Raw genomic sequence first — 23,555 nt, forward strand, 5'->3', positions numbered from 1 at the left:
GTTTTCATCGCGACGTATCACCACTCAGCCGCCCCAGCAGTATCTTCGCGTACATCCGCCCCGAGAAGCCACAATGATCCGTCGATCCTTGTCCCTGCTGCTTCCGTCCCTGTTTGCGGCTGCAGCGCTGTCGGGCTGCGACAGTTCCAACAAGCCAACCTCCATCGTCGAGAAAGCCCCCGCAGCAGATGCCAGCGAACTCCCGCTGTTCGACACCTTCGGCGACCTGCACCGCGGCATCGGCAGCAGGGTGCCGCTGGCGCAGCGCTACTTCGACCAGGGTCTGCGCCTGGCCTATGGCTTCAACCATGAAGCCGCCGGGCGCGCATTCGCCGAAGCCGCGCGCTTGGACCCCACATGTGCAATGTGCATCTGGGGCCAGGCCTTGGTGCTTGGGCCGAACATCAATCTGCCGATGGACCCGGCAGCTGCCAAGCAAGCCACTGCATTGGCAGCACGTGCCGCCACCCTCGCCACTGGCGCGCGACCTGCCGACCAAGCGCTGATCCAGGCACTACAGAAGCGCTACGCCGACCCCGCACCGGAAGACCGCAAGCAGCTGGACCGCAACTACGCCGATGCGATGGCTGGGGTGGTCGCGAAGTTCCCGGATGACGATGATGCCGCCACGATGTACGCAGAAGCCTTGATGGATCTCTCGCCCTGGGCCTACTGGCAGGATGGCAAGCCCGCCGAGTTCACGCAGGCATTGGTCGGCGAACTGGAGCGCGTGCTGGCACGCAACCCGCGCCATATCGGCGCGATGCACTACTACATCCACGCCATGGAATCGTCTCCCGAGCCAAAGCGTGCCGAGCCCTACGCCGACGCCTTGGCTGCACTGGCGCCCGGATCCGGTCATCTAGTGCATATGCCCGCGCATATCTACATTCGCGTTGGCCGCTACCACGACGCAACCCTGACCAATCTGGCTGCGACCACCGCCGACAAGGACTTCCTCGCGGTCTGCCGTGGCAGCAATGGCGTGTATCCATTGGGCTATGTGCCGCATAACTGGCACTTCGCCACGATGACCACAGGACTGACCGGCTCGCGCACGCTGTCCATGCAGGCCGCCAAGCAGACGGCCGATCGGGCGGACCGCGCGGTCATGGGCGAGGCCCCGATGCACTTCATGCAGCAGTTCGTGGTGGCACCGCTGCTTACCCAGGTCCGCTTCGGCGATTGGGACGGCATCCTCGCCGACCCCAGCACTGCAGCCGAACTTCCCTATCCTGCCGCGATCCGCCATTTCGCCCGCGGCATGGCAAATGTCCGCAAGGGTGCGCTGGCCGAAGCAGCACGCGACGCCGAAACCCTGCATGCCATTGCTGCCGATACGGCAATGGCGCAGGTCAGTTTCTTCGACATCAACCATGCAGACAGCGTGCTGCGTGTGGCCGATGCGCTCCTGCGTGGCGAGTTGCTACTCGCACAAGGCAAGCACGACGCTGCCATCACTGCATTGCGCGAGGCCGCAGCCGCCGAAGATGCCCTGGCCTACAACGAGCCCGCCGACTGGCCGCTGCCGGTGCGCCCCTACCTGGGTGCCGCGCTGCTGGATGCAGGTGATGCGAAATCCGCAGCCGAAGCCTTCCGTCAGGACCTGAAGACCTATCCGGCCAATGGCTGGTCGTTGTTCGGGCTGGCACAGGCACAACAGATGTTGGGCCAAGCCAATGCAGCGGCCGAAACCAAACGCCAACAAGCAGCAGCCTGGCAATGGGCGGATGCGCCACTGGCAGCCGCGCGCTATTGAACCGGCAGCGCTGGCCGCGACGTGGCTGCATCCACATCCGGCTGCAGCTCGGCCATCGCTGCCAGCGCCGCCGCCTCACGCTGCTGCCAATCGCCGCCCAACTGGCGGAAAGGAATCTGCCGGCTGCCAAGCTCACGCAGATACCAAGCATGCTGCCAGCGGCGGAACTCCTCGTCGCGGCGGGTACCGTCCTGCACGAATGGAACATCAGGGTTGCACAGCAACACCAGGTCATAGCGACGCCGCGACAATTCCAGCAAGCACGGATCGGCGCGACCAAACATCGCCTCTGCGTACAACAAGGTGGTCAACGGCGAGGTGTCGCAGACCAGCCAGCCGGTGGCGGCTCCCAGCAGATCCTCCTCGCGCGCCACCTGGGTCTGCGCGATATGCAGCAGATCCGTCTCCTGCAGCTGGCCATCCTGCGCCTCCCATAGCTCGCGACCATATTCGGCCGCGTAGACACTGCCGCAGCGTGTGGCCAGTATCTGGGCCAAGGTCGATTTCCCGGTGGATTCACCGCCCAGCAACACCACCCGCCTGACGAAATCGCGATACACCTGCGGCGCCAGCTGCTGTCGTTGCGCATGCAGATCCGCGCGCACTGCAGTGCCCGATACCGGCACGCTTCGCCGTGCCGGATCGACCTCAACGTGCGCCACCGCGCGACCGCCATGCAGTTGCTGTTGCTGCGAAAGCACTGCGGCGAAACCGGGGCCGTAGTTCTCGCTGGTGAACACCAGATCCACCTCGCGTTGGATCACCTCACGGAGCAGCCAGGCCATGAACAAGCGATGCGCCTCATCATCCGCATCGTTGTCCGGCAGGCATCGCACAGCCAGCCCCAGCCGTTCGCAATGTGCGCCAAGCCGGCTGTCATCGAGCACCCAGTGCTCCGCATCTGGGTACAGCGCTTGCAACCAAGCCTCACGTCGAGCAGGCCCCATGCCGGGGAACTCGGGCTTGGTGTAACTGACCACGACCAATCGCTCGCAAGCGGCCTGTGCATGATCCAGCAGCAACTGGTGGCCGCGATGCAGCGGGCAGAACTTGCCCACCACCAGGCCAACCTGCAACGTGCTCACGCAGCCGTGCCCTGTTCGCGCCACAGCCGGCGCCAGTGCCGCCAGGCCAGCCATGCATTGATCCAGTAAACCGCGTACAACACGGACGTCAGGGTGAGCCCGCGCGAGGCGTACAGCGGCACCGCAATGGTATTGACCAGCACCCACACCGGCCAGGTTTCGATGCGCCTGCGCATCAGCAACAGCTGCGCCAGCACCGACAGGCACAGCACCGAGGAATCGGCGAACGGCGCATAGGCGTCGGTGAAGCGATGCAGCACCAGCCCGTAAGCAGCGCCGGCCAGCAGGGCGCCCGCGCCCATCAGCAGGAAGCTGCGCATCGGCGTGCGCTTGATCGGCAGTGCCGCATGGCTGGCACTGGCGTGCCAGTTCCACCAGCCGAACATGCTGGCGACGACGAAGAACACCTGCAGCAGCACATCGGCATACAGCTGGGTATGCCAGAACAGCAGGCCGAACAGCGAGCAGCCAATGATGCCCGTCCACCAGGTATGCACGCTGTTGCGCGCCGCACACAGGATGGACGCGGTGGCGAAGGCGTTGGCAGCGATTTCCAGTGCGGTCATGCGCCCAGGCCTTCGTTGAGATCGGTGGTGTATTGCAGCACTTTGTCCTCCACGTGCATCAGCACGACCTGCACCGGCAGGTCGTCCAGGCTATGTTGCAGGGCCGCTTGCGCCTGCTGTGCGTAACCGGCCTCGGCGGCTGGTAGATGCAGGTTGACGCTGCCGTCGCCCTGCTGGTGCACACGAAAACGCGACAGCGGCAGCGCCGCCAAGGCGTGGGTCAGGTCGATGTTGTTGATCCAGCGGCCACTGCAGGTGCGGTAGCGTACCGGTCGCCTGCCCTGCAGGTCGACAATCATCGGCACATCACCACACATCGCCAGCGCGCCACGGTCGCCAGTGCGGTAGCGCAGCAGCGGCAGGCAGAAGTTGAAACCACCGGTCAGGGTGATCTCACCGACCTGTCCATCCGCAACGGCACGACCGGCATCGTCCAGCACCTCCACATACATGCCCGGCTGCAGCAACACGTGGCCGCCGGCGGCGGCATCATGCACCGCGAGCGGACCGGCTTCGTTCATCGAGTAAATGTCCAGTACCGGGCAGTCGAAGCGCTGCTGCAAGGCCTGCCGCAGGCCCGGCGACAAGGCCATCGACACCGACAGCAGCGCGCGTGGCCGGTGGCTGACCCCCAGTTCCAGCAAGGTGGCGAAGGAGATCGGATCACCGGCAATCACTTCCGGCTGCAGCGCATCGATATAGCGCGCGCGGTCACCGGGATGACGCCACTCATCCGGATGCAGGTTGATCTTGGCCAGCCCGGACTCGTCCATGCTCGGCGTCACCGATACATAGGTGAAGCAGCGTTGCTGCATGCCCAGCAGCATCACGCCCATCTGCCCGCGGCCGTTGCGCAATACCACGCCAGCGCGTGCCAAGGCACGCTTGTGATAGGCCAGATAGCGGCCGGCCACGACTGGATGCGAGGGCAGCACCAGCGGATGGCCGGTGGTTCCGGTGGTGCGGAAATTCATCATCCGCTGCAACGGCACCGGATCGGGAACGAACTGGGCGACGTCGGCAGCCAGGTCACCGCGATGGGTGGTGGCGATGTCCTCGAAACATGCAGCATGTCCGCGCGCGCGGAAATACGGCACCTGTGCCACCACATCCTCGACAAAGCCCTGCAACCACGGTGGCGGTGAACCCGGCTGCCACTGGAAACCAGCACCGAGGATGTCGTGCTCGTACGCGCGCAGTTCCTGCACTTCCGCGGCGAGCAGTCGATTGCCACTCTGGTTGCGGTAACGCGGTGCCGCCGGATGCTCGCGCATCCGCTGCAGCATCGCCCTGCCCGCTTCGCTCAGGGTGGGATAGCGCTCACCGTCGTGCGGGTCTTGATTCACTCGCGCGGTCACTCGCGTGTCCACTTGTCCGCCGACTCCTCGGCGGCCTTGCGTGCCAGCGCCTCGCGGATGGCACGTGCGCGCGCCTCGGCGGCACGGCTGGCTTCGAGCAGGCGACGGCGCTCGACACTGCTGACGCTGGCCAGGCGATCGGCTGCCTGTGCCGCGGTTTCACCCGCAGGCAGCAAGCCAAGGCGGGCGATGGCCGTACGCACCAGTTCCTCGCGCCGGTCCGGGTCGTGCAGATAGCGGTTCACTGCGGCTTCTGCCGCCAACGCGGGCACCGCTTCGGCAAATACCGGCAGCAGCGCCTCGCGCGGGAAGCGCAGCGTGTGCCACGCGTCATCGGCGAGCAGCCAGGCCATCACCGCGGACAGGCTCAGCTGGTTGGCGGTGACCGCTGCCAGGTTGCCGGACAGGCTGGCCTGCAACGCAGCAGGCAAGGCGACGCCGTGCAGGGCCAGCACGTCATTGACCACAGCGGCGACCTGCAGCTGCCCTTCGCGGCCGCGCCGTGGCGGATCGAGGAAGTCCGGTGGCGTATCGATCAGGCGACGCAGCAGGGCGTCCAGCGAGGCGCTGTTGCTCATGGTTGGTTCCGTAAGGTGTTCTTCATCGGCTGACCCCACCCGATGACTGGTAATGGTGCTGGCTGAAATCACGTGCGAAGGCCAGCAGGTCGGTCATGTCACGCACGACGTGGATATCCCAGCCGTGCTCGCGGGCGCGCAGCAGGTCTGCGGTCCAGCCTTTGGCGCCGGCCATGCTTGCTGGCAGCGGGCTGTAAAGATTCAGCGCCATGGTGCCGCCAGCCCGGGCTGCACGCAGCGCCTGCGCGGCGACATCCCAGCCGCTGTTGCCGCGCTCGTCCGGTTCGAACATGGTGGTGATGCCATCGTCGGAGATATGCAGGATGTGCACCGCACGCGCAGCCGCCGGCCGCTGTGCATAGGTGCTGCGCAGGCGATGGATGGGAAAAGCCGTTGCCCCACCGAAATAGCCCACCAGCACCTTGAGGATGTCGTCCTCGCTGCGCACGAAACCATCGGTGTGCAGGCATTGCTGCTTGCCGCTCCACAAGGTGGCCTGCACGCGCGCGCCCGCACGCAATGCCGACAGCGCGATCACTGCCCCGGCCAAGGTCAACCATGAGGTGACCTGCTGCGGATCGGGCATGGAGCCGGAGCTGTCCACGTACAGGTCCAGATCAATGGGTTCGTTGGCAGGCTCGTTGCCCGGCGCCGGCCCCATCACCCGCTGCACCGTGGTCACCCCCGGCACCACGGTGGGGGACTGCATCAAGGTCTGCAGCCAATCCACCGCATCCAATGGATCGCCCGGCTCCCAGGGCTCCAGGCCCTCCAGTTCAAGCTCCTGCGCCTGCGGCTGCGGGCTGACCGGGAAACGGATCAGGTGCGGCAGGGCGCGCTCGCGGTAATAGCGCACCGCGAACTGCTGCGGGTCCATGTCCAGCCCGGCCGCACGCAGGATCTCGCCGTACTCGAACGGCTCGCGGGTCTGCCCGTAGCCCGGTGCGCTGGTTGGCAATGCGTCCTCCGCCACCACGTCTGCTACGCCAGCCTCGTCCTCGCCAGTGATGCGCGGATCCAATGCTGGATGCAGCACCGGTGCGAGTTCGTCTTCTTCCAGCCGGTCCAGTCCCACCGGTTGACTGCCGCGGCCGGCATGGCGGGTATCCATCAGCGCGTCGACGCGCGCGTCACTGATCGTCTCCAGCAAGTGCGGCAACAACAAGGCACTGAAACGGCTGGCACCTTCCATCCACTCGCCGGCATAGGTGCGGATCACCCGTGCGCCCAGCCAGGCATCGCCGCGCAGGCCTGCAGCTTCCAGCGCTGGCCCGCCGAGGCTGCCGGCGGGCTGCTGCCACAGTTGCTCGTAGATGCCCATGTACAGCTGCCACAGCGGCGAACTGCCGCTGGCGCCGGTGGCAAGACGCCGGTAGATGTCGGCCATGCGCAGGCCACATTGGCGTTGCAGGCGATCGTTGATCAGCAGATCGGTATAGAGGTTGGCGACCATCGGCGCGTGCGCTTCCAATGTCGGCAATGCGCGATGGATACGCGCCAGCAGCCGCGCGTGATCCGTTGCGGTCGCAGGTGCCAGCACGTGATGGCCGATCTCGTGGGCGAGGATTTCGCGGGCGTGATCCTGCAGCCCCAAGCGCTGCACCTGTGGCAGATCGATCACCACCCGCTGGTCGGCCAGGCGGATCATCGCGAAGCTGCCGGTCAGGCCCTCCTTCGCCGCCTCGACGCTGCTGGCGCACAGGCGCGGATCCTGCAAACGGGTGAAACGGCTCCAGTCGGCCAGCGCCAGCGGCCAAGCGGCGCGCCAGTTGGCCAGCAGGCTTTCCTGCTCGGTGCTGCTCATGCCACGCCCGGTAGCAGGCGCACGTGGTGCGACCACGGCGAATACAGTGCGATACCCGCCGGCCCAGCCACCGCCACAAGGCCATCAGCGGGTGCGGCGTAAGCGATGGCCGTCGTGCCAATACGCGCGCCCTGGTTGTCGATCGAAAGCTGCGCGGCCGGCGTGACCCGCGCGGCAGCAAACTCTGCTGCACTGGCCGGCAACACCACGCCACCAAAGGCATCGGCAATCAGCAGGTAATGGCGGTCGCCGCTACATGCGATGAAACCTTCCGCGCTGGCGCGCAGCTCCGGCGGCGCGACGAAAGGGCCGCCAAGCCCGCTGAAGCCACCCACCGTCTGCCCCTGTACGCTCGCCGCTGCGCCCTGCGGGTGCCACCAGCGCTCGCTGCAGAGTTGGCTGCGTAGCGACGGCCACTGCATTTCGTCGACGCCCATCGCTTCTGCAGCCAAGGCGACAGGCAGACCATCGGCCTGCGCCAACGCTGCCTCGCGCAGATGCGCCATGCCCGCCTGCCACGCACGCAGCGCACCGACGCTGCGCAAGGCCGCCGTGCTGTCGCAGCGCGGCGCCAATGCGGCCATGCGCTGCAGCCACGCGTCAATGCGCACGCCCGGCACCTCATGCATGCGCACGACCGCATTGCTGAGTGCGCCCAGTGTCGCCAGCGGTGCAGCTGCGATCAGTGCTGCAGCAGGCACTGCCAGCTGCTGCCACGCCGCATCCACCCACGGCAGGCGAGCTGCCGGGCCTGCAAGCCCCTGCGCCACCAGTTCCAGGCCCAGCTCGAAGGCCGCTTCGGTGGCCGCCGGCATTGCGGCTTCGTCCGCTGCGGCGAGCGCCAGGCACAAGGGGTCGAGCGTCTGCGCGACGAAGATGGAGAACGCTGCGGTGTCCAAATTTGGCCAGCGCTGCCGCGCTTCGGCAACCTGCTGGTTGAGCAGGCTGCGGCGCGATGCCAGCAGGCCGGTCAGTGCGGGTGACAGCACCTCAGCGCGCCTGCTGCCAATGCAGGTAATTGGTATAGCGCTGGTGCAGGTACTTGAGCTTGAGCAGGTCGTCGTACAGATGACCGTAGAGCTTGCGGCCCTTCACCCGTTCCTCCACCAGCCGTTCGATGCGCGTGAGACGCGCACGCGTCTCGCGCTCGCTGACGCCATCCAGGCCGCGCGCGAACTGCGCGGACAGCTCGCCGACCGGATCGTTGCGGTCCAGGTCCAGGCGGTCGTACTCGGCATTGGAGCTGTCCAGCAACCAGCGCAGCCAGCTGAGCCGGTCGCTGCGGTAAGCGGCGTTTTCCGGCAGCGCGAAGAACGGCGCGTCCAGATCCGGTTGCAGCTTGTCGTTGAGCACGAACGGCAATACCTGGCGCACGTCGTCCAGCGCGACTGCGGCATTGCCACGGAACCAGGCCAACGCCTTGGCGAACATCAGCAAGGTCATCAGGTTGCGTACCGACAAGCCATTGCGGGTCTGGCAGCCCAGGTCCTTCATGCGATCACGGCCGGAATCAGCAGCAATCGCCTGGGCCCAGTCGACGCCGGCCAGGCGCACGGTGTCCTTGGTCAGGTATTCGAACTGCGCACCCGCGGTTTCCATCAACTCGAACTGGCTGCTGAAGAACTCAATGCGCCTGCGCACATCCTGCGGTACCTCCACCGCACGGATCTGCTGCAGCATCTGATCGCCTTCCTCCTCACTGAAGATGATCTCGCGCGGCACCACTTCTTCCGGACGGATGTTCTGCTCGATGCGCAGCAGCATCTCTTCGAGGAAGCGCGGGTTGAAGGCCAGCGCCTGCACCACCACGTCGATGCGGTCGCGCAGGGCCTCGATCACCTGGTAGGTGCCGCCACCGCGGTCGTCGTTGGCGGTGAGGTACCACGCCGACTCCGGGCATTCGTAGACCTGGTTGAGCACTTCGGCGTAGTTGTCCCCCATCACCGTCAACAAGGCGCTCTGGGTGCGGGTGGGGATGCGGTTGTACTCGTCGATGATCTTGACCCGCATGCCCAGCCAGCTGCGCCAGGCAATGCGGATCTGCGACATGTCCTGCGCGGCGACCAGGTCGGCCGGCAGCGGATTGCCGAGCAGGTCGGCAATGGTCATCTGCGGGTGGCCGTGCTGCATTGCGCGGCGCACCTCGCGCACCGGGTAACCGGCAAGCACGCCCATCAGGATCGCGCTGGCGGTCTTGCCACGGCCGGGACCGCCAACGAACAGGCATTTGCGGCGGGTGGCGAAGGTCAGCAGCGGCAGCAGCACGTAGCTGGAATAGCTCTGCGCCGAGGGCAAGGTCAGCTGGCGGCGGGTATCGCCAACATTGAAGCTGGCCGACGGACCGGCGTGGTACTCGATGTCGTAATGCGGGCTGATGATGGCGTTGTTGACGATCCAGAAATAGGCCTGGCGCAACTTCTCGTCCAACGCCAGCGGCGCGGCATCCGCGGCGCCGGCCAACTGCACCGGTCCTTCATACAATTCGGCCACATCGAAGGTGCGCGCCACCGGCTCGGCCTTCGGATTGGTTGGCGCCTGCGACAGGCGCTGGAACAGGTTGAATGGCGACACCGGGCGTCCCTTCATCACGGAGCCCGGATTCTAACGTGGGGGCCGTGAGCTTGGCCGCCACTCAGTCAGCAGGCGGCGCGGCCTGCTCGAACTCGAACACCTGCACGTGTTCGCCAGCGGATACTGTGGCCGTCAGCTGCCGGCCATTACGCTGATAGGCGATCCGTTGCGGGAAGTCATGTTGGAGGTTCTCGAACACCACCGACTGCGCGCCCTGCTCCACCAGTGCGAACCTGACCGGTGCGGGGTTCCCTGCAACATCGGCGACGTAGTACAGCTGCCCGCCTTCATCGATGATGCGCAGACGCTCCTGGAACCGCAGTTCGCCTTGCCGATAGCTGCGACCCTCGCCTTCCAGCGCATCCGCCTGCCGATGCCATTGCTCAGCGCCGCTGGTGCCGGCTGCCATGCCCGTGCGCTGCCAGTTGCCCAGCAGCCAGTCCAGCGACGCCAGTTCTGCCGCAGCAGCGGTCACGGCACTGGCCGCACCGACCAGCAGGACCAAGCAGAGCAAGGACCTGCGCATCAGCCGCGCGGCGGGATCAGCGCATCATCCAACGCGCTTGCACGTTGCCAGGCCGGGCGGCCGCGCAGGCGCTCTCCATACGCTGCAAACGCGTCGCGCGCAGGCATGCTCTTGAACATCTGTCCCCACACGATCTGGCTGCCGACATAGACATCGGCCGCACTGAAGCGCTCGCCAAGCAGCCACGGCGACGCCGATGCGGCCACCTGCTCCAGGGTATCGATGGTCTGCTCGAAGCTGCCATAGCCCACGGTGCCGGCCTTCTCCAGCGGCGCAAGCAGGCCCAGCGCCTTGGCGCTGACAGCGGCTTCCACCGGTCCGGCGGCGAAGAACAACCAGCGCAGGTAGCTGCCACGCAGTGGATCATCCAAGGCTGGCGCCAGCCCTGCAGCGGGGAAGGCATCGGCCAGATAGGCGCAGATCGCCGCAGCCTCGGTCACCACCACGCCTCGGTGCACGATGGTCGGCACCTTGCCCATTGGGTTGATGGCGAGGAAGTCCGAACCTTTCATGCTCTGGCCGTACTCCAGCACTTCCGTGCGATACGGCTGGCCCAACTCCTCCAGCATCCAGCGCACGATGCGCCCGCGCGACATCGGGTTGGTATAGAAGACGATTTCTTCTGCCGTGCTGCCCATGCGCCTGACTCCAGAGGGTGAGGCTGCAGTCTAGCAATACGCCAGTTCTATTATTCCCGCGAAGGCGGGAATCGCTCCTCAGGCTCGTCATTCCCGCGCAGGCGGGAATCGCTCCTCAGGCTCGTCATTCCCGCGCAGGCGGGAATCGCTCCTCAGGCTCGTCATTCCCGCGCTGGCGGTAATCGCTCCTCAGGCTCGTCATTCCCGCGCTGGCGGTAATGACGTCTGCCCTTGCCTTCCGCAAGGTCCTTCGCTTCTTGACGCGCAAGCCAACGCCAGAGCGATTCCCGCCTTCGCGGGAATGACGGCAAAAAAGCAAAGGCAAAAACGACAACCAAGGCGACAACCAAGGCGACAACCAAGGCGACAACCAAGGCGACAACCAAGGCGAAAGGCTAAGCCCTCACCGCGCCTCGATCACACTCAGTCAGTACGCAAATTCACCGAACAACGGATCCACGCTACCATTCCAACGCCCATGGAACAGCTCCAGCTTGCGCTCGGCCGCGGTTTTGCCCGAATCCACGATCTCCTGCAGCACATCCAGGAAGCGCGTTTCATCCTGACCATCGGCATTGAGCGCGGCACGACGGCGCAGGCCATCGTACGAAATCGCCAAGGCTTCACGGGCCAGATCACGCACCGTGCCATTGCGGAACGGCAGGTTCATCGCGTGCCTGGGCACACCATCGCGCAGCACGTTGCGTTCGGCCAGGCTGAAATCCTTGACCAGGTCCCACGCCGCATCCAACGCGGTCTCGTCATACAACAAGCCAACCCAGAATGCCGGCAGCGCGCAGATGCGGCTCCACGGGCCACTGTCGGCGCCGCGCATTTCCAGATACTTCTTCAGCCGTACTTCCGGGAACGCCGTCGTGGTGTGGTCCGACCAGTCGCGCAGGGTCGGCAACGCGCCCGGCAACACCGGCAGCTTGCCCTGCAGGAAATCGCGGAAGCTCTGCCCGCTGGCATCGTGATAGATGCCGTCGCGGTAAGAGAAATACATCGGCACGTCCAACAGATAGTCGACGTAACGCTCGTAACCGAAGCCATCCTCGAACACGAAATCGAGCATGCCGGTGCGGTCCGGATCGGTATCGGTCCAGATGTGCGAGCGGTAGCTCAGGTAGCCGTTGGGCTTGCCTTCGGTGAACGGCGAATCGGCGAACAGCGCAGTGGCGATCGGCTGCAGGGCCAAGGACACGCGGAACTTCTTCACCATGTCCGCTTCGCTGGCGTAGTCAAGGTTGACCTGGGTGGTGCAGGTGCGGGTCATCATGTCCAGGCCGAGCGAGCCGACCTTGGGCATATAGCTTTTCATGATCTGGTAGCGGCCCTTGGGCATCCACGGCATGTCCGCACGTGCCCACTTGGGCTGGAAGCCCATGCCGAGGAAACCCAGCTGCAGCTCACTGGCCACCTGCGCCACTTCGTTGAGATGGCTGCCGGTCTCCACGCAGGTTTCATGCAGGGTTTCCAACGCAGCGCCTGAAAGCTCCAGCTGCCCGGCAGGCTCCAGGCTCACCGAGGCACCGTCACGCAGCAGCGCGATGGTATTGCCGTTCTCCTGCACCGGCTCCCAGCCAAAGCGGGTCAGCCCATCGAGCACCGCATTGATGCCGCGCTCGCCTTCAAACGTCGGCGGGCGCAGGTCATCCAGGCGGAAGCCGAACTTCTCGTGCTCGGTGCCGATCCGCCATTGCGACTTGGGTTTTTCACCCGACGCGATGCTCTGGACCAGCTGGTCGCGGTGGGTGATGGGTGTATCAGCGACGTGGCTCGGGCTCGACAAGGGCAGGCTCGCAGAATTCTGGTCAGGGCGGGAAGGTGGGGGCCAGCCCCCGCCATCGCAAGGGCGCACTATATATCGGCGCACATTGCCATCGTGTCACGGCAGCGGTTTTCAGCGTCCTAAAAAAGCAGACTTGACCGCCGCCGGAGCTGCACTTGCGAGTCATTCCGCGGCTGACTGGGCACTGGTCCTACACTGTAGGCATGAGCCGCGCCCACCATAGTGAAACCCACCGGTCAAACCGCGTCGGCTGGCTGCGCGCCGCCGTGCTGGGTGCGAACGACGGCATCGTCTCGGTCGCCGGCCTGGTGGTTGGCGTTGCCGCTGGCGGTGCCAGCGCCTCGACCATCCTGGCCACCGGCATCGCCGGCACCGTCGCCGGCGCCATGTCGATGGCGGCCGGCGAATATGTCTCGGTGATGTCCCAGGCCGATGCCGAACATGCGGACCTGAGCATGGAGCGCCGCGAGCTGCACGAAGACCCGCATAGCGAACTGCAGGAACTGGCCGGCATCTATCGCCGTCGCGGGCTCAGCCCCGAGCTTGCCCAGCAGGTTGCCGAGCAGCTGACCGCCCACGACGCCCTCGCCGCCCATGCGCGCGACGAACTGGGCATCACCGAGGAACTGCGGGCCCGGCCGCTGCAGGCGGCGGCAGCCTCGGCCAGTGCTTTCATCATCGGCGCGGCCCTGCCAGTGCTGACCGCGCTGCTGGCTCCGCATGCACGGGTCGCGGAGATAACCACCGCCGCCACGCTGGTCGGACTGTGCATCACCGGCGCACTGGCAGCACGCGCAGGCGGCGCACCGATGATGCGCGGTGCGTTGCGGGTAGTGTTCTGGGGCGCATTGGCAATGGCCGCAGCCGCCGCCATCGGCCACCTGTTCCAGATCACGGTGTAAGCGATGAATACCGAAGCCGATCCCACGCTCAACTTGCTGGCCCAGCTGTCCTCACTGGTCGACTGCCAACGCGCCGAAGGCTATGCCTGCATCACCGCACGGCGCGAGCACGGTGCCAGCTCGGTGGACATCCCACAGCCACAGTTCGCCATCCTGCTGCAGGGACGCAAGCAGGCCCGCACCGCGCAGCAGTCGCTGGAATTCGGCCCTGGCGATCTGTTCCTGATCACCCGGCGCAGCCGCATCGACGTGGTCAATATTCCCGATCCGCACAGTGGCCTGTATCTGAGTGCCATCGTGCCGCTATGCCCGGAAGTGCTGGCAGCCGCCCGCGCCTTGTGGACTGACGACCTGCCCGATGCCGGCCACGCGCTGGCGCGCCTGCCGCTGGCCGAACATGGCAACGCCCTGCTGCAATGGCGGCAGGCATTGCAGAACGGCCAGTACACCGAGGCGCGACTGGCCCTCGCCGCACTGGTGGTGGCGTTCTGCCGTCGTGGCCATGGCAGCCTGCTCGCCGCACCCGAACCCGGTCTTGGCGACCGCATCCGCGACCTGGTTGCCGCGCAGCCAGAACGCGATTGGCAGTCCCGTGATTTCGAATCGCACCTGGGCATCAGTGGTGCCACCTTGCGGCGGCGTTTGGCTGGCGAACAACTCAGTGTGCGCGAGCTGGTGACCGATGCGCGGCTGGCGCATGCCATGCAGCTGCTTTACACCACGCGACTGCCGCTGAAGACCGTGGCAGCGCGCGCCGGCTATCGTTCGCTCGGTAGCTTCAACAAGCGCTTCGCCGCGCGCTACGGCCTGGAGCCTGCGGCAATTGGCAACAGCTGATCGCGATGCGAGCGTTTCGCGCAGCATTGTGAGCGAAACGCAGCGGCACTCCAGCGCAGCATTGAGTTCCCGCGGCACAGCCGTATCTGCAGGAACCCCCATGCGTATCCGCCCCCACTACCGTCTAGCCGCCTTGTTGATCCTTGCTGTCAGTTGCGCTGCGCAGGCGCGCAGCACGCATGTCGTGCAGCAGCAGGTTGCCGGTGTCTATCACCAGCAGATCGGCGAACTGCAGGTAACTGCCTTGTTCGACGGCACGGTAGCACTGGGCCGCAAGGAACTGGTCGGCATTGATCCCGGTGCAGTCACCCGTCTGCTGGAGCATGGCTATGTCCCGGAAGATGGCAAAGGCCTGCAAACCGCAGTCAACGCCTATCTGGTGCAACGCGGCGATCATTTGAGCCTGATCGACACCGGCACTGCGCAATGCTTCGGCCCGGGACTTGGGCAGGTGCTGGGCAACCTGCGCGCCGCCGGCTACGACCCCGCCGACGTTGATGATGTACTGCTGACACATGCCCATCCGGACCATATGTGCGGCCTGCTGGATGCGCAGGGCAAGCCGGCCTTCCCGAAAGCCATGGTATGGCTGTCGCAGGCCGATGCCGCCTATTGGCTCGATCCGGCCAGCGAAGCCACCGCCCCGCAGCCGCTGCGGTTCGCGTTTGGCCTGGCCCGCAATGCGGTGGCGCCTTATGTGGCCGCCGGCAAATTGCACCGGTTCGGTTCGGGCGAGCCTCTTCCGGCAGGGATCACCGCGTTGGACAGCCACGGCCATACCCCGGGTCATGTCTCGTATCTGCTTGAGGGCGACAGTGCCCAGCAGCTGCTGGTGTGGGGCGACATCGTGCACTTCCATGCGGTGCAGTTCGCCCGTCCCGACGCCGCATTTGAAGCCGACAGCGACCGTAGCGCTGCCATTGCCAGCCGCCGCAGGCTGATGGCGGAAGCATCCGACAAGGGCTGGTGGGTGGCCGGTGCACACCTGCCGTTCCCGGGTCTGGGGCATGTGCGCCGCGAAGGCGAAGCGTTTGCGTGGGTGCCGGGTGAATTTTCGCCGTTGAAGTGACATTGAGGGATACCCCCTACCCTCACCCCAACCCCTCTCCCGGAGGGAGAGGGGCTTGAAGCCCTCCCTTTCGCGCAGCGAAGGGGAGAGCTTGGTTTGGGCTTTGGGCTTGGATATTGCTGTTGACGTTGCTGTCCCCTCTCCCGTTTACGGGAGAGGGGTAGGGGTGAGGGGAGCTTTGGCTTTGGCTTTGGCTTTGGCTTCTGATCCAGTAACAAGCAAAACCCACAAAAACAAAAACGCCACCCTGATCAAGGCGGCGTTCTCCATGCCCTCAAGTCTGATGGACCATCAGCTTCGCGGCTTACGCCGCTCCTACAAGACTTACGCCGCTCCTACAGGCGCTGCGCCTTCGGCTGCCGGCGGGTTCAAGCCCAGCCAGCCGCCGATGATGCCGCGCGCTTCGTCCACGCCCTGGCGGGATTCGCCGGAGAAGGTCTGCACGCTGACGGTGTCACCAAAAATCGAATGCAGCTCCTTGCGCACCTTCTGCAGGGTCTGCATCTGCTGGCCACGGCCCAGCTTGTCGGCCTTGGTCAGCAGCGCATGCGCCGGCAGGCCGCGCTGTACTGCATACCCCAGCATCTGCCGGTCGTAGTCCTTCAGCGGATGACGGATGTCCATCACCACCACCAGGCCCTTGAGCGCGTTGCGGGTGCGGAAGTACTGGTCAATGAAGGCCTGCCAGTGCGCCTGCAGGTCCAGCGGCACCTTGGCGTAGCCGTAACCGGGCAGATCGACCAGATGCGCCTCGGGGGTTACCTCGAAGAACACCAGCTGCTGGGTGCGGCCGGGGGTCTTGGAGACGCGGGCCAGTGAGTTTTGGCGGGTCAGCGCGTTGAGCGCGCTGGACTTGCCGGCGTTGGAGCGACCGGCAAATGCCACTTCGGCCCCCAGATCCGGCGGCAATTGCCGGGAATTGTGGGCGGAAAGGTGGTAACGGGCGCGTTCGATGAGCAATGACATATGCATAGGATCGCATGTTGCGGCGCCGCGCGTCGGCCTGGCCGCTGTCCCGGGACCACCGAGCCGGCCGATTTTGCTGCACTGCTGCGTTGACCGTGCCGCAAAACGCCGTTGATAATCCGGGCGATGCCGGCGGAAAGCCCCGCCCGGCCCGGTCCACACGGAGCTTCAGCATGCGCCATGCTCGTGTTCTTGCCGTTGCAGCACTGGTAGTCCCCGTAATCGCCGCCGTCGCCTTTGCCCAGAGCTCGGTTACCCCCGTGCCGGACAATGCGCCCGTACAAACCGCTTCGCTGGAGATCGACTTCAGCAAGACCAAACCCGGTGATGCCAAGGCCGGCGAGGCCAAAGCGTCAACCTGCGCGGCCTGTCACGGCGCCGACGGCAACTCGGCCGTGGAGATCTATCCGCGCCTGGCCGGTCAGAGCGAGCGCTATATCGCCAAGGAGATGGCCCTGATCGCCAGCGGCCAGCGCACCGAAGGCGCAGTCGCCGCGATGCTGCCCTTCATGGAAGGGCTTACCCCGCAGGACATGCGCGATATCGGTGCCTTCTTCGCCACCCAGAAGTCCGGTGCCGGTGTGGCCGATGACGCCGTGGTCAGCGAAGGCCCGTACAAGGACATGAAGTTCTTCGAAGTCGGCCAGAAGCTCTACCGCGGCGGCGACGCCAGCCGCAACATCCCGGCCTGCATCGCCTGCCATGGCCCAACCGGCGCCGGCAACCCGGGCCCGGCGTATCCGCACATCGGCGGCCAACATGCAGGCTACGTCGCGCAACGTCTGCAGCGCTACCAATCTGGTCAGACCGGCGAGACGGATGCCGCACAGTTCAAGATCATGGCCCAGATCAGCCACGCGCTGACCGGGCAGGAGATCCAGGCGCTGGCCAGTTACGTCCAGGGCCTGCATGATCGAGCCAACGATGCCGCGGTAGCCACCGCCGCCGCGCAACCCTGATACCCGCCGGTCGCTCCGGCGACCCGGCAACTGCCCCAAGCAGACACGCCGGCCGCGAGGTCGGCGTCTGTTTTTCCAACGGAGACTCACCACGATGAAGTTGTTCCCCCGACTGTTGCTGATGCTGCTGGCAATAGCCCCGCTCTCGGCCTGTGCCGCCGCCCCTACCGCGCTGGTCGAAGGCGATGACTATGAATTGATCGCCGAGCCGGGCCCGTTTGCGCCGCTGGCCGGCAAGATCGAGGTCGTCGAGGTATTTGGTTACACCTGCCCGCACTGCGCCCACTTCGAGCCGCAGCTGGAAGCCTGGGTTGCAAAGCAGCCAGCCGACGTGCGCTTTACCCCGGTGCCGGCAGCATTTGGCGGCTACTGGGATTCCTACGCACGTGCCTTCTATGCCGCCGAACAGGTCGGCGTACGCCAGCGCAGCCATGCCGACGTGTTCAAGGCGCTGCATGTGCAGGGCAGCCTGCCAGCGCAGAACGTCTCGCCCGACGAACTGGCAACCTTCTATGCGCAGTACGGCGTGCAGCCGCAGCGCTTTGTCGAAGCCCTGCGCAGCCCGCAGGTGGAAGACAAGGTCAAGTACGCCCGCGCCTTCGCCATGCGGGTCAAGGTCACCGGCACGCCGATGCTGATCGTCAATGGCAAGTACCTGGTCAAGGGCAAGACCTTTGATGACACTCTGCGCATTGCCGGTGCCCTGGTGGCACGCGAACGCAGCGCCGCCAGCCGCGGCTGAAACCTCGGCTGAAGCCCGGCTGAGCCGGGCCACCTGTTCAGCCGAATACGCACATAATGCGTCCCTGCGCGCCGGTTGCAGTCTCACTGCCCGGCGCCCCAAACACACCCTGCTGGAGACCCCTCCCGATGAAGATCCGCTTCGCCCTGGCCCTGACCGCCCTGTTGCCGCTGATGGTTGCCTGCAAAGCCCAGGACGGCACTGCTGATACCACCGCTCCGGCAGCCCCGGCCGCAACCGAAGCCGCTCCGGCTGCCACCCCGGCCCCGGCCGCTGAAGGTGCCGCCGCTGAAGGCGCTACCGCCGCTCCGGCTGCCACCGACGCCGCTCCGGCTACCCCGGTCCCGGCACAGGCCCGCCTGGTCGGCCCGGAGCCGGTCGCCGGCACCGACTATGTCGCCATCGAAGGCGGCCAGCCGTTCCAGCCGGCTACCGGCAAGGTCGAAGTGGCTGAGATCTTCGGCTATGTCTGCCCGGCCTGCGCCCGCTTCCAGCCGCTGATCAGCTCGTGGAAGGCCGGTCTGCCTTCGGACGTGAGCTTCGTCTACGTGCCGGCCGCCTTTGGCGGTACCTGGGACAACTACGCGCGCGCCTTCTACGCCGCTGAAACTCTGGGTGTGCAGGAAAAGACCCACGACGCGCTGTACTCAGCCATCCACATCGAGCAGACCCTGAAGGGCGAGCGCGGCAGCGATTCGGTCCAGGACATCGCCAACTTCTACGGCAAGTACGGCGTTGATCCCAAGACCTTCGCCGACACCATGGGCAGCTTCGGCGTCGCCGCCAAGGTCAACCGTGGCAAGCAGTTCGCCCAGCGCAGCAAGATCGCCGGTACCCCGTCGCTGATCATCAACGGCAAGTACCTGGTCAAGGGCAAGGGCTATGAAGACATGCTCCGCATTGCCGACCACCTGATCGCGCGCGAACGCGCCGCCAACGCCAAGTGAGGTATCAAGGGCCTCGGCAACGAGGCCCTTGAGTTCGACCCGTCGTGAAATCCCCTACCCAGACATTGCGATTGCTGACCGCCAATATCCAGGCCGGCTCCAGCACCCGCCGCTACAGTGACTACGTAACCCGTAGCTGGTCGCACGCCTTGCCCGCAGGGCAGAAGCGCTCCAGCCTGGACGCGATTGCCAAACTGGCCAGCGGCCGCGACATCGTCGGCCTGCAGGAAGCCGATCCGGGCAGCCTGCGCTCGGGCTTCACCAACCAGACCCATTACCTGGCCGAACGCGCTGGTTTCAACTATTGGGCACACCAGCCCAATCGCCGCATGGGCGGCGTGGCCTCCAGCGCCAATGGCCTGCTGAGCCGACTGGAACCGGTAGAAGTACAGGACCACGCCCTGCCCGGCCGCATCGGCGGCCGCGGCGTGCTGCTGGCGCGCTATGGCGATGGCAAGGAAGGCCTGACCGTGGCGGTGGCACATCTGTCACTGGGCACCGGCTCACGCCTGGCACAGCTGGACTTCATTTCCGACCTGTTGGCCGACCATCCGAACGCGGTACTGATGGGCGACTTCAACTGCATGGCCGACCGCCCGGAAATGCGCGTGCTGTACCACAAGACCCGGCTGCAGCCACCGAGCTGCCTGGTGCCGACCTTCCCCAGCTGGGGCCCGGACCGCGCCATCGACCACATCCTGATTTCCGACAACCTGAAGATGCTCGACACCCGCGCCGTTCCTGCCGCGCACTCGGACCATCTGGCCGTGGAAATGGAAGTCGAAGTCCCTGTCGACAGCCTGCGCTGAGCGCAGGCTCAGCCTGCCACTGCGGCGGGTGGTGGCCGCCGTCGCGCGGTCAAGGTACTGCCCACCGATGCCAACACCGTGCAGCCAATCGCCAGCCACTGCAGGCCGGTCAGGTGCTCGTGCAGCAACAGCAATGCCCACAGCGCAGCCACTGCCGGCTCCATGCTGATCAGGATGCCGAAGGTTTCCTTGGGCAGGCGCTTGAGCGCCATCATTTCCAGTGACATCGGGATGGCACTGGACACCACCGCCACCACGAAACCGGCCAGCAGAATCTTCGGCTCCAGCAGCGCCATGCCGGCATGCGCAACACCGACCGGCACCACCACCAGCGACGCCGCCAGCAAGCCCAATGACACGCTGTGGCCGGCATGCAGATGGCCGGTGCGCTTGCCGTAGATGATGTACAGCGCCCAGCAGAATGCAGCGCCCAAGGCATACATGACCCCGACCGGGTCCAGCGCCTGGCCACCATCCAGCGGCAACAGCAGCACCAGCCCGACCAGCGCACAGCCGACCCAGACGAAATCAATCGGCCGCCGCGAGGAGAACATCGCCACCGCCAGTGGACCCGTGAACTCGATGGCAACGGCAATCCCGAACGGAATCGTGCGCAACGCCATGTAGAACAGCAGGTTCATCAGCCCAAGCGTCAGCCCATAGCGCAGGATCGCTGCGCCATCGGCGCGGCTGGTATGCCAGCGCCATGGCCGCCACAGCAGCAACAGGAACAGCGCCGAAAAGCCCACGCGCAACGCGCTGGTGCCTTGCGCACCAATGATGGGAAACAGGTTTTTGGCGTAGGACGTGCCGATCGACAACGAGGTCACCGAGCCGAGTACCGCCAGCACCGGCAACAGCGATGCGAATCGGGAATTTTGCATCCCGCTAGTGTATTCGGCCGCTGCTGCAAACGCTTGGGCGAAATGGCGATGGGCGGCAGATCCAATGATGTCGCCGGACCTGCGTGGCGGTGCGGCCACCATCGCCGCTGGACAGGAATCAACCAGTACATCGACTGGTTGATTCCTGCCACGCGCGGCACGCTACTGGATGAAGGCAATACGCTGCATGTGCGTGTTGTTGGCCGCCGCCAACACCTTGGCCATCACCTGGTACTGCGCATCCGGCGAGGCGTCGATGCGCAGCTCGGGCTGGTTGCCCTCATGCAGATCGGCCTGAGCCTGCAGCCGGGCCTGCAAGTCGCCTATCGCCAGCAACTCGCCGTTCCAGAAGAGCTGGTCGGATGCATCCACCCGCAACTCGATCGGCGGTGGCGGCTCGACGCGCTGCACGATCTTGTCGGTTCGTTGTGGCAGATCCACCGGGATCGGCACCGACACCATCGGCGCGGTCACAATGAAAATGATCAACAACACCAACATCACGTCGACGAGAGGTGTCACGTTGATATCGGCCAATGGACGCCCGCTATTGCCTGCTGCACTGAATGCCATTCCAGTTCCCCCAGGGCGAGGCCGGCTGCCTCGCCATCGAAGCTACGCCTGCTTCCAAGGGTTTCCAGCAATGCCGTGGTTTCCGTTCAGCTTCCATTTGCGTGGCGGCGACGCGCTTGTTCATGTGCGGGTCGGGCTGCTGCTCTGCCGTTGACGCTGTGGCCGTTATCCTTCCGCCATGAATAAAATCCTCCTGCTGCCTCTGGCCACCCTCGCCGCGCTGCTCAGCGCCTGCGTCCAAGCCCAGAACCTGGACGCACAGCGCACCGCGATGCGCTCCGCCATCGACAACGCCGAACGTGGGCAGTTCGATGCCAATGCGACCGCGCCACTGCGCAACCACCCGCTGTATGGCTGGTTGGAGTTCAGCGCTTTGCGTCGCAACATCGACACGCTGCCGAATACGCAGGCGCAGGACTTTCTGAAGCGCTACCAGGGCCAGGCCGTCGCCGAGAGCTTCCGTTCGGCCTGGTTGCCCGCCCTCGCCCGTCGCCAGGACTGGCCGACCCTGCTGGCCAACTGGAAAACCAGCAGCGATCCCGGCCTGCGATGTGCTGAACTCAATGCACGCCAAGCCACCGGCAAGGCCGATGCGCAATGGACCAGCGACGCCCAGTCTGTATGGCGCAGCGCCGGCAAGTCGCTGCCCGATGGCTGTGATCCGGTGTTTGCAGTCCTCGCCAGCCGTGGCGGCCTGACCCCGGCGCTGCGTTGGGAACGCATCGACGCTGCTGCCGATGCACAGCAAGCGGCGGTGATGCGCGCCGCCGCACGTGGCCTGCCAGCTACCGAGCTTGCCCAGGCCAATGACTACGCAGCCTTCGTCGACAAGCCCGACGCGCGCGCCCTGAACTGGCCGAAGAACGAGCGCAGCCGCCGCATCGCCGTCGACGGCCTGCAGAAGCTGGCCAAGGCCGACCCCGGCGCCGCCGAGCTGCAGCTGCCGCAGTACGCGCAGGCGCTCGCCCTGAGCGCCCAGCAGCAAGGCCAGGTGCTGTACGAGATCGCGTTGTGGACGGTGGCCTCTTACCTGCCGGATTCGGCGCGGCGACTGGCCGCCGTACCCGAATCGGCCTATGACGAACGCCTGCACGAGTGGCGCACCCGCGAAGCGATGGCGCGCGGCGACTGGCCGGCGGCACTGACCGCCATCCGCAAGATGCCGGCCAGCCAGCGCAACGATTCGCGCTGGCGCTGGTTCGAGGGCCGCCTGCTGGAGAAGACCGGCAAACCGGCCGAGGCGACCGCGCTGTACCGCGCCGCCTCGACCGAGCCGACCTTCCACGGTTTCCTGGCCGCCGACAAGCTCAAGCAGCCCTACAACCTGTGTCCATGGAATCCGGGCGACAGCGCAGCGGCAAAAGCCGTAGTTGCCCGTGACCCGGCGCTCGTGCGCGCCATCGAGTTGTTCAAGATCGAACGCCCAAGCTGGGCCGCGCGCGAATGGGCGGAGGCCTTGTCGCGTTTCGACGACAGCCAGCGCCGTCTCGCCGTGGAAGTAGCCAGCAACAACGGTTGGTTTGACCGCGCGGTGTTTGCGTTGAAAGGCCCGCAGGAGTTGCGCCTGTACAACCTGCGCTTCCCACTGCACCACGACGACACGATCCGCCGCGAAGCCGCCCGCAATGCATTGGACCCGGCCTGGATTGCGGCGGAAATCCGCGCCGAAAGCATCTTCAACCCGAATGCGCGCTCACCGGCCAACGCCATGGGCCTGATGCAGGTATTGCCTGCCACCGGCGCCAGCGTGGCCAAAAGCATCGGCCTGAGCGGCTATGGCGGTGCGGACAGCCTGTACGACTCGGATACCAACATCGCCATCGGCACCGCCTACCTGCGTCAGCTGATGGACAAGTACAACGGCCTGCCCTACGTCACCATCGCCGCCTACAACGCCGGCCCCACGCCGACCGCACGCTGGCAAAGCCAGCGACCGAACTACGACCCGGATTTCTGGATCGAGACCATCAGCTACAAGGAAACCCGCGAGTACGTTGCGCGTGTTCTGGCCTTCAGCGTGATCTACGACTGGCGCCTCAACAACAACGCCCTGACCCTGAGCGACCGCATGGTCGGCAAGACCCAGGGCGCGCGCAAAGCCTTCAGCTGCCAGTAGCAACCGCGATATCTGTAGTGCCGAGCCATGCTCGGCAGAGGCGTTACCGGTAAAACCCCTGCCGAGCATGGCTC

At 65.6% G+C, this 23,555-nt stretch carries 22 protein-coding genes; 9 read left to right on the plus strand and 13 right to left on the minus strand.

Annotated elements, in window-relative coordinates; translation table 11 throughout:
- The first annotated feature begins 73 nt into the window (after window positions 1–73).
- On the plus strand, window positions 74–1,759 hold the full coding sequence (locus ACVOLL_RS04310; protein WP_481511758.1) for a tetratricopeptide repeat protein: 1,686 nt from the start codon (window positions 74–76) through the stop codon (window positions 1,757–1,759).
- Here ACVOLL_RS04310 and ACVOLL_RS04315 read toward each other — a convergent pair.
- The 10 genes from ACVOLL_RS04315 to ACVOLL_RS04360 all read right to left on the minus strand — a co-directional run bounded on the left by ACVOLL_RS04315 (window position 1,753) and on the right by ACVOLL_RS04360 (window position 12,677).
- Window positions 1,753–2,844, minus strand: a complete 1,092-nt coding sequence (locus ACVOLL_RS04315) for an AAA family ATPase (RefSeq protein ID WP_481511759.1) — start codon at window positions 2,842–2,844, stop codon at window positions 1,753–1,755. The two genes, ACVOLL_RS04310 and ACVOLL_RS04315, sit on opposite strands and share 7 nt — an antisense overlap.
- A complete protein-coding gene (pnuC, locus tag ACVOLL_RS04320; RefSeq protein WP_481511760.1) occupies window positions 2,841–3,410 on the minus strand; it encodes a nicotinamide riboside transporter PnuC in 570 nt (189 codons plus the stop codon). Before pnuC ends, ACVOLL_RS04315 begins: the two co-directional genes overlap by 4 nt.
- Window positions 3,407–4,780, minus strand: coding sequence for an AMP-binding protein (locus ACVOLL_RS04325; RefSeq protein ID WP_481511761.1), 1,374 nt, complete (start codon window positions 4,778–4,780; stop codon window positions 3,407–3,409). The genes pnuC and ACVOLL_RS04325 overlap by 4 nt, the downstream gene beginning before the upstream one ends.
- Complete coding sequence (locus ACVOLL_RS04330; RefSeq protein WP_481511762.1) at window positions 4,765–5,346, minus strand: hypothetical protein; 582 nt, start codon at window positions 5,344–5,346, stop codon at window positions 4,765–4,767. Before ACVOLL_RS04330 ends, ACVOLL_RS04325 begins: the two co-directional genes overlap by 16 nt.
- Before the next feature lie 22 nt (window positions 5,347–5,368).
- On the minus strand, window positions 5,369–7,150 hold the full coding sequence (locus tag ACVOLL_RS04335) for a hypothetical protein (protein ID WP_481511763.1): 1,782 nt from the start codon (window positions 7,148–7,150) through the stop codon (window positions 5,369–5,371).
- Window positions 7,147–8,139, minus strand: a complete 993-nt coding sequence (locus tag ACVOLL_RS04340; RefSeq protein ID WP_481511764.1) for a hypothetical protein — start codon at window positions 8,137–8,139, stop codon at window positions 7,147–7,149. Before ACVOLL_RS04340 ends, ACVOLL_RS04335 begins: the two co-directional genes overlap by 4 nt.
- 1 nt (window position 8,140) lies before the next feature.
- Window positions 8,141–9,736: an AAA family ATPase gene (locus tag ACVOLL_RS04345; protein ID WP_303747440.1), complete on the minus strand. Its 1,596-nt coding sequence runs from the start codon at window positions 9,734–9,736 to the stop codon at window positions 8,141–8,143.
- 46 nt (window positions 9,737–9,782) lie between these two features.
- Entirely contained in the window at window positions 9,783–10,247 is a 465-nt protein-coding gene (locus tag ACVOLL_RS04350) for a DUF6265 family protein (protein WP_481511765.1), read from the minus strand.
- Window positions 10,247–10,885 (minus strand): glutathione S-transferase family protein, encoded by a 639-nt coding sequence (locus ACVOLL_RS04355; protein WP_481511766.1) that lies wholly within the window; start codon window positions 10,883–10,885, stop codon window positions 10,247–10,249. Before ACVOLL_RS04355 ends, ACVOLL_RS04350 begins: the two co-directional genes overlap by 1 nt.
- A 427-nt stretch (window positions 10,886–11,312) precedes the next feature.
- Window positions 11,313–12,677, minus strand: a complete 1,365-nt coding sequence (locus ACVOLL_RS04360; protein ID WP_481511767.1) for a glutamate--cysteine ligase — start codon at window positions 12,675–12,677, stop codon at window positions 11,313–11,315.
- A 203-nt stretch (window positions 12,678–12,880) separates the two neighbouring features.
- Here ACVOLL_RS04360 and ACVOLL_RS04365 point away from each other — a divergent pair, with 203 nt between their 5' ends.
- From ACVOLL_RS04365 to ACVOLL_RS04375, 3 genes are all read left to right on the plus strand, one after another.
- Entirely contained in the window at window positions 12,881–13,579 is a 699-nt protein-coding gene (locus ACVOLL_RS04365; RefSeq protein ID WP_481511768.1) for a VIT1/CCC1 transporter family protein, read from the plus strand.
- 3 nt (window positions 13,580–13,582) lie between these two features.
- The gene (locus ACVOLL_RS04370; protein ID WP_481511769.1) at window positions 13,583–14,416 is read left to right on the plus strand and encodes a helix-turn-helix transcriptional regulator; all 834 of its coding nucleotides are present in this window, start codon (window positions 13,583–13,585) and stop codon (window positions 14,414–14,416) included.
- A gap of 100 nt (window positions 14,417–14,516) precedes the next feature.
- Window positions 14,517–15,485, plus strand: a complete 969-nt coding sequence (locus tag ACVOLL_RS04375; protein WP_481511770.1) for an MBL fold metallo-hydrolase — start codon at window positions 14,517–14,519, stop codon at window positions 15,483–15,485.
- Between the two features lie 324 nt (window positions 15,486–15,809).
- Here ACVOLL_RS04375 and yihA read toward each other — a convergent pair whose 3' ends face one another.
- Window positions 15,810–16,451, minus strand: a complete 642-nt coding sequence (gene yihA, locus ACVOLL_RS04380) for a ribosome biogenesis GTP-binding protein YihA/YsxC (protein WP_481511771.1) — start codon at window positions 16,449–16,451, stop codon at window positions 15,810–15,812.
- A 173-nt stretch (window positions 16,452–16,624) separates the two neighbouring features.
- On the opposite strand from yihA, the gene ACVOLL_RS04385 reads away from it, so the two are divergent.
- The 4 genes from ACVOLL_RS04385 (at window position 16,625) to ACVOLL_RS04400 (ending at window position 19,908) form a co-directional block, all read left to right on the plus strand.
- A complete protein-coding gene (locus tag ACVOLL_RS04385; protein ID WP_481511772.1) occupies window positions 16,625–17,410 on the plus strand; it encodes a c-type cytochrome in 786 nt (261 codons plus the stop codon).
- A 94-nt stretch (window positions 17,411–17,504) separates the two neighbouring features.
- Window positions 17,505–18,152 (plus strand): thiol:disulfide interchange protein DsbA/DsbL, encoded by a 648-nt coding sequence (locus tag ACVOLL_RS04390; protein WP_481511773.1) that lies wholly within the window; start codon window positions 17,505–17,507, stop codon window positions 18,150–18,152.
- 128 nt (window positions 18,153–18,280) lie between these two features.
- Window positions 18,281–19,099 (plus strand): thiol:disulfide interchange protein DsbA/DsbL, encoded by an 819-nt coding sequence (locus ACVOLL_RS04395; RefSeq protein ID WP_481511774.1) that lies wholly within the window; start codon window positions 18,281–18,283, stop codon window positions 19,097–19,099.
- Between the two features lie 71 nt (window positions 19,100–19,170).
- Window positions 19,171–19,908, plus strand: coding sequence for an endonuclease/exonuclease/phosphatase family protein (locus tag ACVOLL_RS04400; RefSeq protein WP_481511780.1), 738 nt, complete (start codon window positions 19,171–19,173; stop codon window positions 19,906–19,908).
- An 8-nt stretch (window positions 19,909–19,916) separates the two neighbouring features.
- Here ACVOLL_RS04400 and ACVOLL_RS04405 read toward each other — a convergent pair whose 3' ends face one another.
- Together ACVOLL_RS04405 and ACVOLL_RS04410 are read right to left on the minus strand one after the other, a co-directional pair.
- Window positions 19,917–20,792: an EamA family transporter gene (locus ACVOLL_RS04405; RefSeq protein ID WP_481511775.1), complete on the minus strand. Its 876-nt coding sequence runs from the start codon at window positions 20,790–20,792 to the stop codon at window positions 19,917–19,919.
- 162 nt (window positions 20,793–20,954) lie between these two features.
- Window positions 20,955–21,365 (minus strand): ExbD/TolR family protein, encoded by a 411-nt coding sequence (locus ACVOLL_RS04410; RefSeq protein WP_481511776.1) that lies wholly within the window; start codon window positions 21,363–21,365, stop codon window positions 20,955–20,957.
- A gap of 178 nt (window positions 21,366–21,543) precedes the next feature.
- On the opposite strand from ACVOLL_RS04410, the gene ACVOLL_RS04415 reads away from it, so the two are divergent.
- Complete coding sequence (locus ACVOLL_RS04415; protein WP_481511777.1) at window positions 21,544–23,481, plus strand: transglycosylase SLT domain-containing protein; 1,938 nt, start codon at window positions 21,544–21,546, stop codon at window positions 23,479–23,481.
- Window positions 23,482–23,555: the final 74 nt, after the last annotated feature.

Source organism: Stenotrophomonas sp. STEN035 (assembly GCF_056759935.1).

Coding starts and splice junctions, on each gene's coding strand:
- ACVOLL_RS04335 (WP_481511763.1), bottom strand. CDS start 7,150: ATGAGCAGCACCGAGCAGGAAAGCCTGCTGGCCAACTGGCGCGCCGCT.
- pnuC (WP_481511760.1), bottom strand. CDS start 3,410: ATGACCGCACTGGAAATCGCTGCCAACGCCTTCGCCACCGCGTCCATC.
- ACVOLL_RS04345 (WP_303747440.1), bottom strand. CDS start 9,736: ATGAAGGGACGCCCGGTGTCGCCATTCAACCTGTTCCAGCGCCTGTCG.
- yihA (WP_481511771.1), bottom strand. CDS start 16,451: ATGTCATTGCTCATCGAACGCGCCCGTTACCACCTTTCCGCCCACAAT.
- ACVOLL_RS04370 (WP_481511769.1), top strand. CDS start 13,583: ATGAATACCGAAGCCGATCCCACGCTCAACTTGCTGGCCCAGCTGTCC.
- ACVOLL_RS04350 (WP_481511765.1), bottom strand. CDS start 10,247: ATGCGCAGGTCCTTGCTCTGCTTGGTCCTGCTGGTCGGTGCGGCCAGT.
- ACVOLL_RS04405 (WP_481511775.1), bottom strand. CDS start 20,792: ATGCAAAATTCCCGATTCGCATCGCTGTTGCCGGTGCTGGCGGTACTC.
- ACVOLL_RS04385 (WP_481511772.1), top strand. CDS start 16,625: ATGCGCCATGCTCGTGTTCTTGCCGTTGCAGCACTGGTAGTCCCCGTA.
- ACVOLL_RS04395 (WP_481511774.1), top strand. CDS start 18,281: ATGAAGATCCGCTTCGCCCTGGCCCTGACCGCCCTGTTGCCGCTGATG.
- ACVOLL_RS04410 (WP_481511776.1), bottom strand. CDS start 21,365: ATGGCATTCAGTGCAGCAGGCAATAGCGGGCGTCCATTGGCCGATATC.
- ACVOLL_RS04355 (WP_481511766.1), bottom strand. CDS start 10,885: ATGGGCAGCACGGCAGAAGAAATCGTCTTCTATACCAACCCGATGTCG.
- ACVOLL_RS04330 (WP_481511762.1), bottom strand. CDS start 5,346: ATGAGCAACAGCGCCTCGCTGGACGCCCTGCTGCGTCGCCTGATCGAT.
- ACVOLL_RS04415 (WP_481511777.1), top strand. CDS start 21,544: ATGAATAAAATCCTCCTGCTGCCTCTGGCCACCCTCGCCGCGCTGCTC.
- ACVOLL_RS04375 (WP_481511770.1), top strand. CDS start 14,517: ATGCGTATCCGCCCCCACTACCGTCTAGCCGCCTTGTTGATCCTTGCT.
- ACVOLL_RS04365 (WP_481511768.1), top strand. CDS start 12,881: ATGAGCCGCGCCCACCATAGTGAAACCCACCGGTCAAACCGCGTCGGC.
- ACVOLL_RS04390 (WP_481511773.1), top strand. CDS start 17,505: ATGAAGTTGTTCCCCCGACTGTTGCTGATGCTGCTGGCAATAGCCCCG.
- ACVOLL_RS04310 (WP_481511758.1), top strand. CDS start 74: ATGATCCGTCGATCCTTGTCCCTGCTGCTTCCGTCCCTGTTTGCGGCT.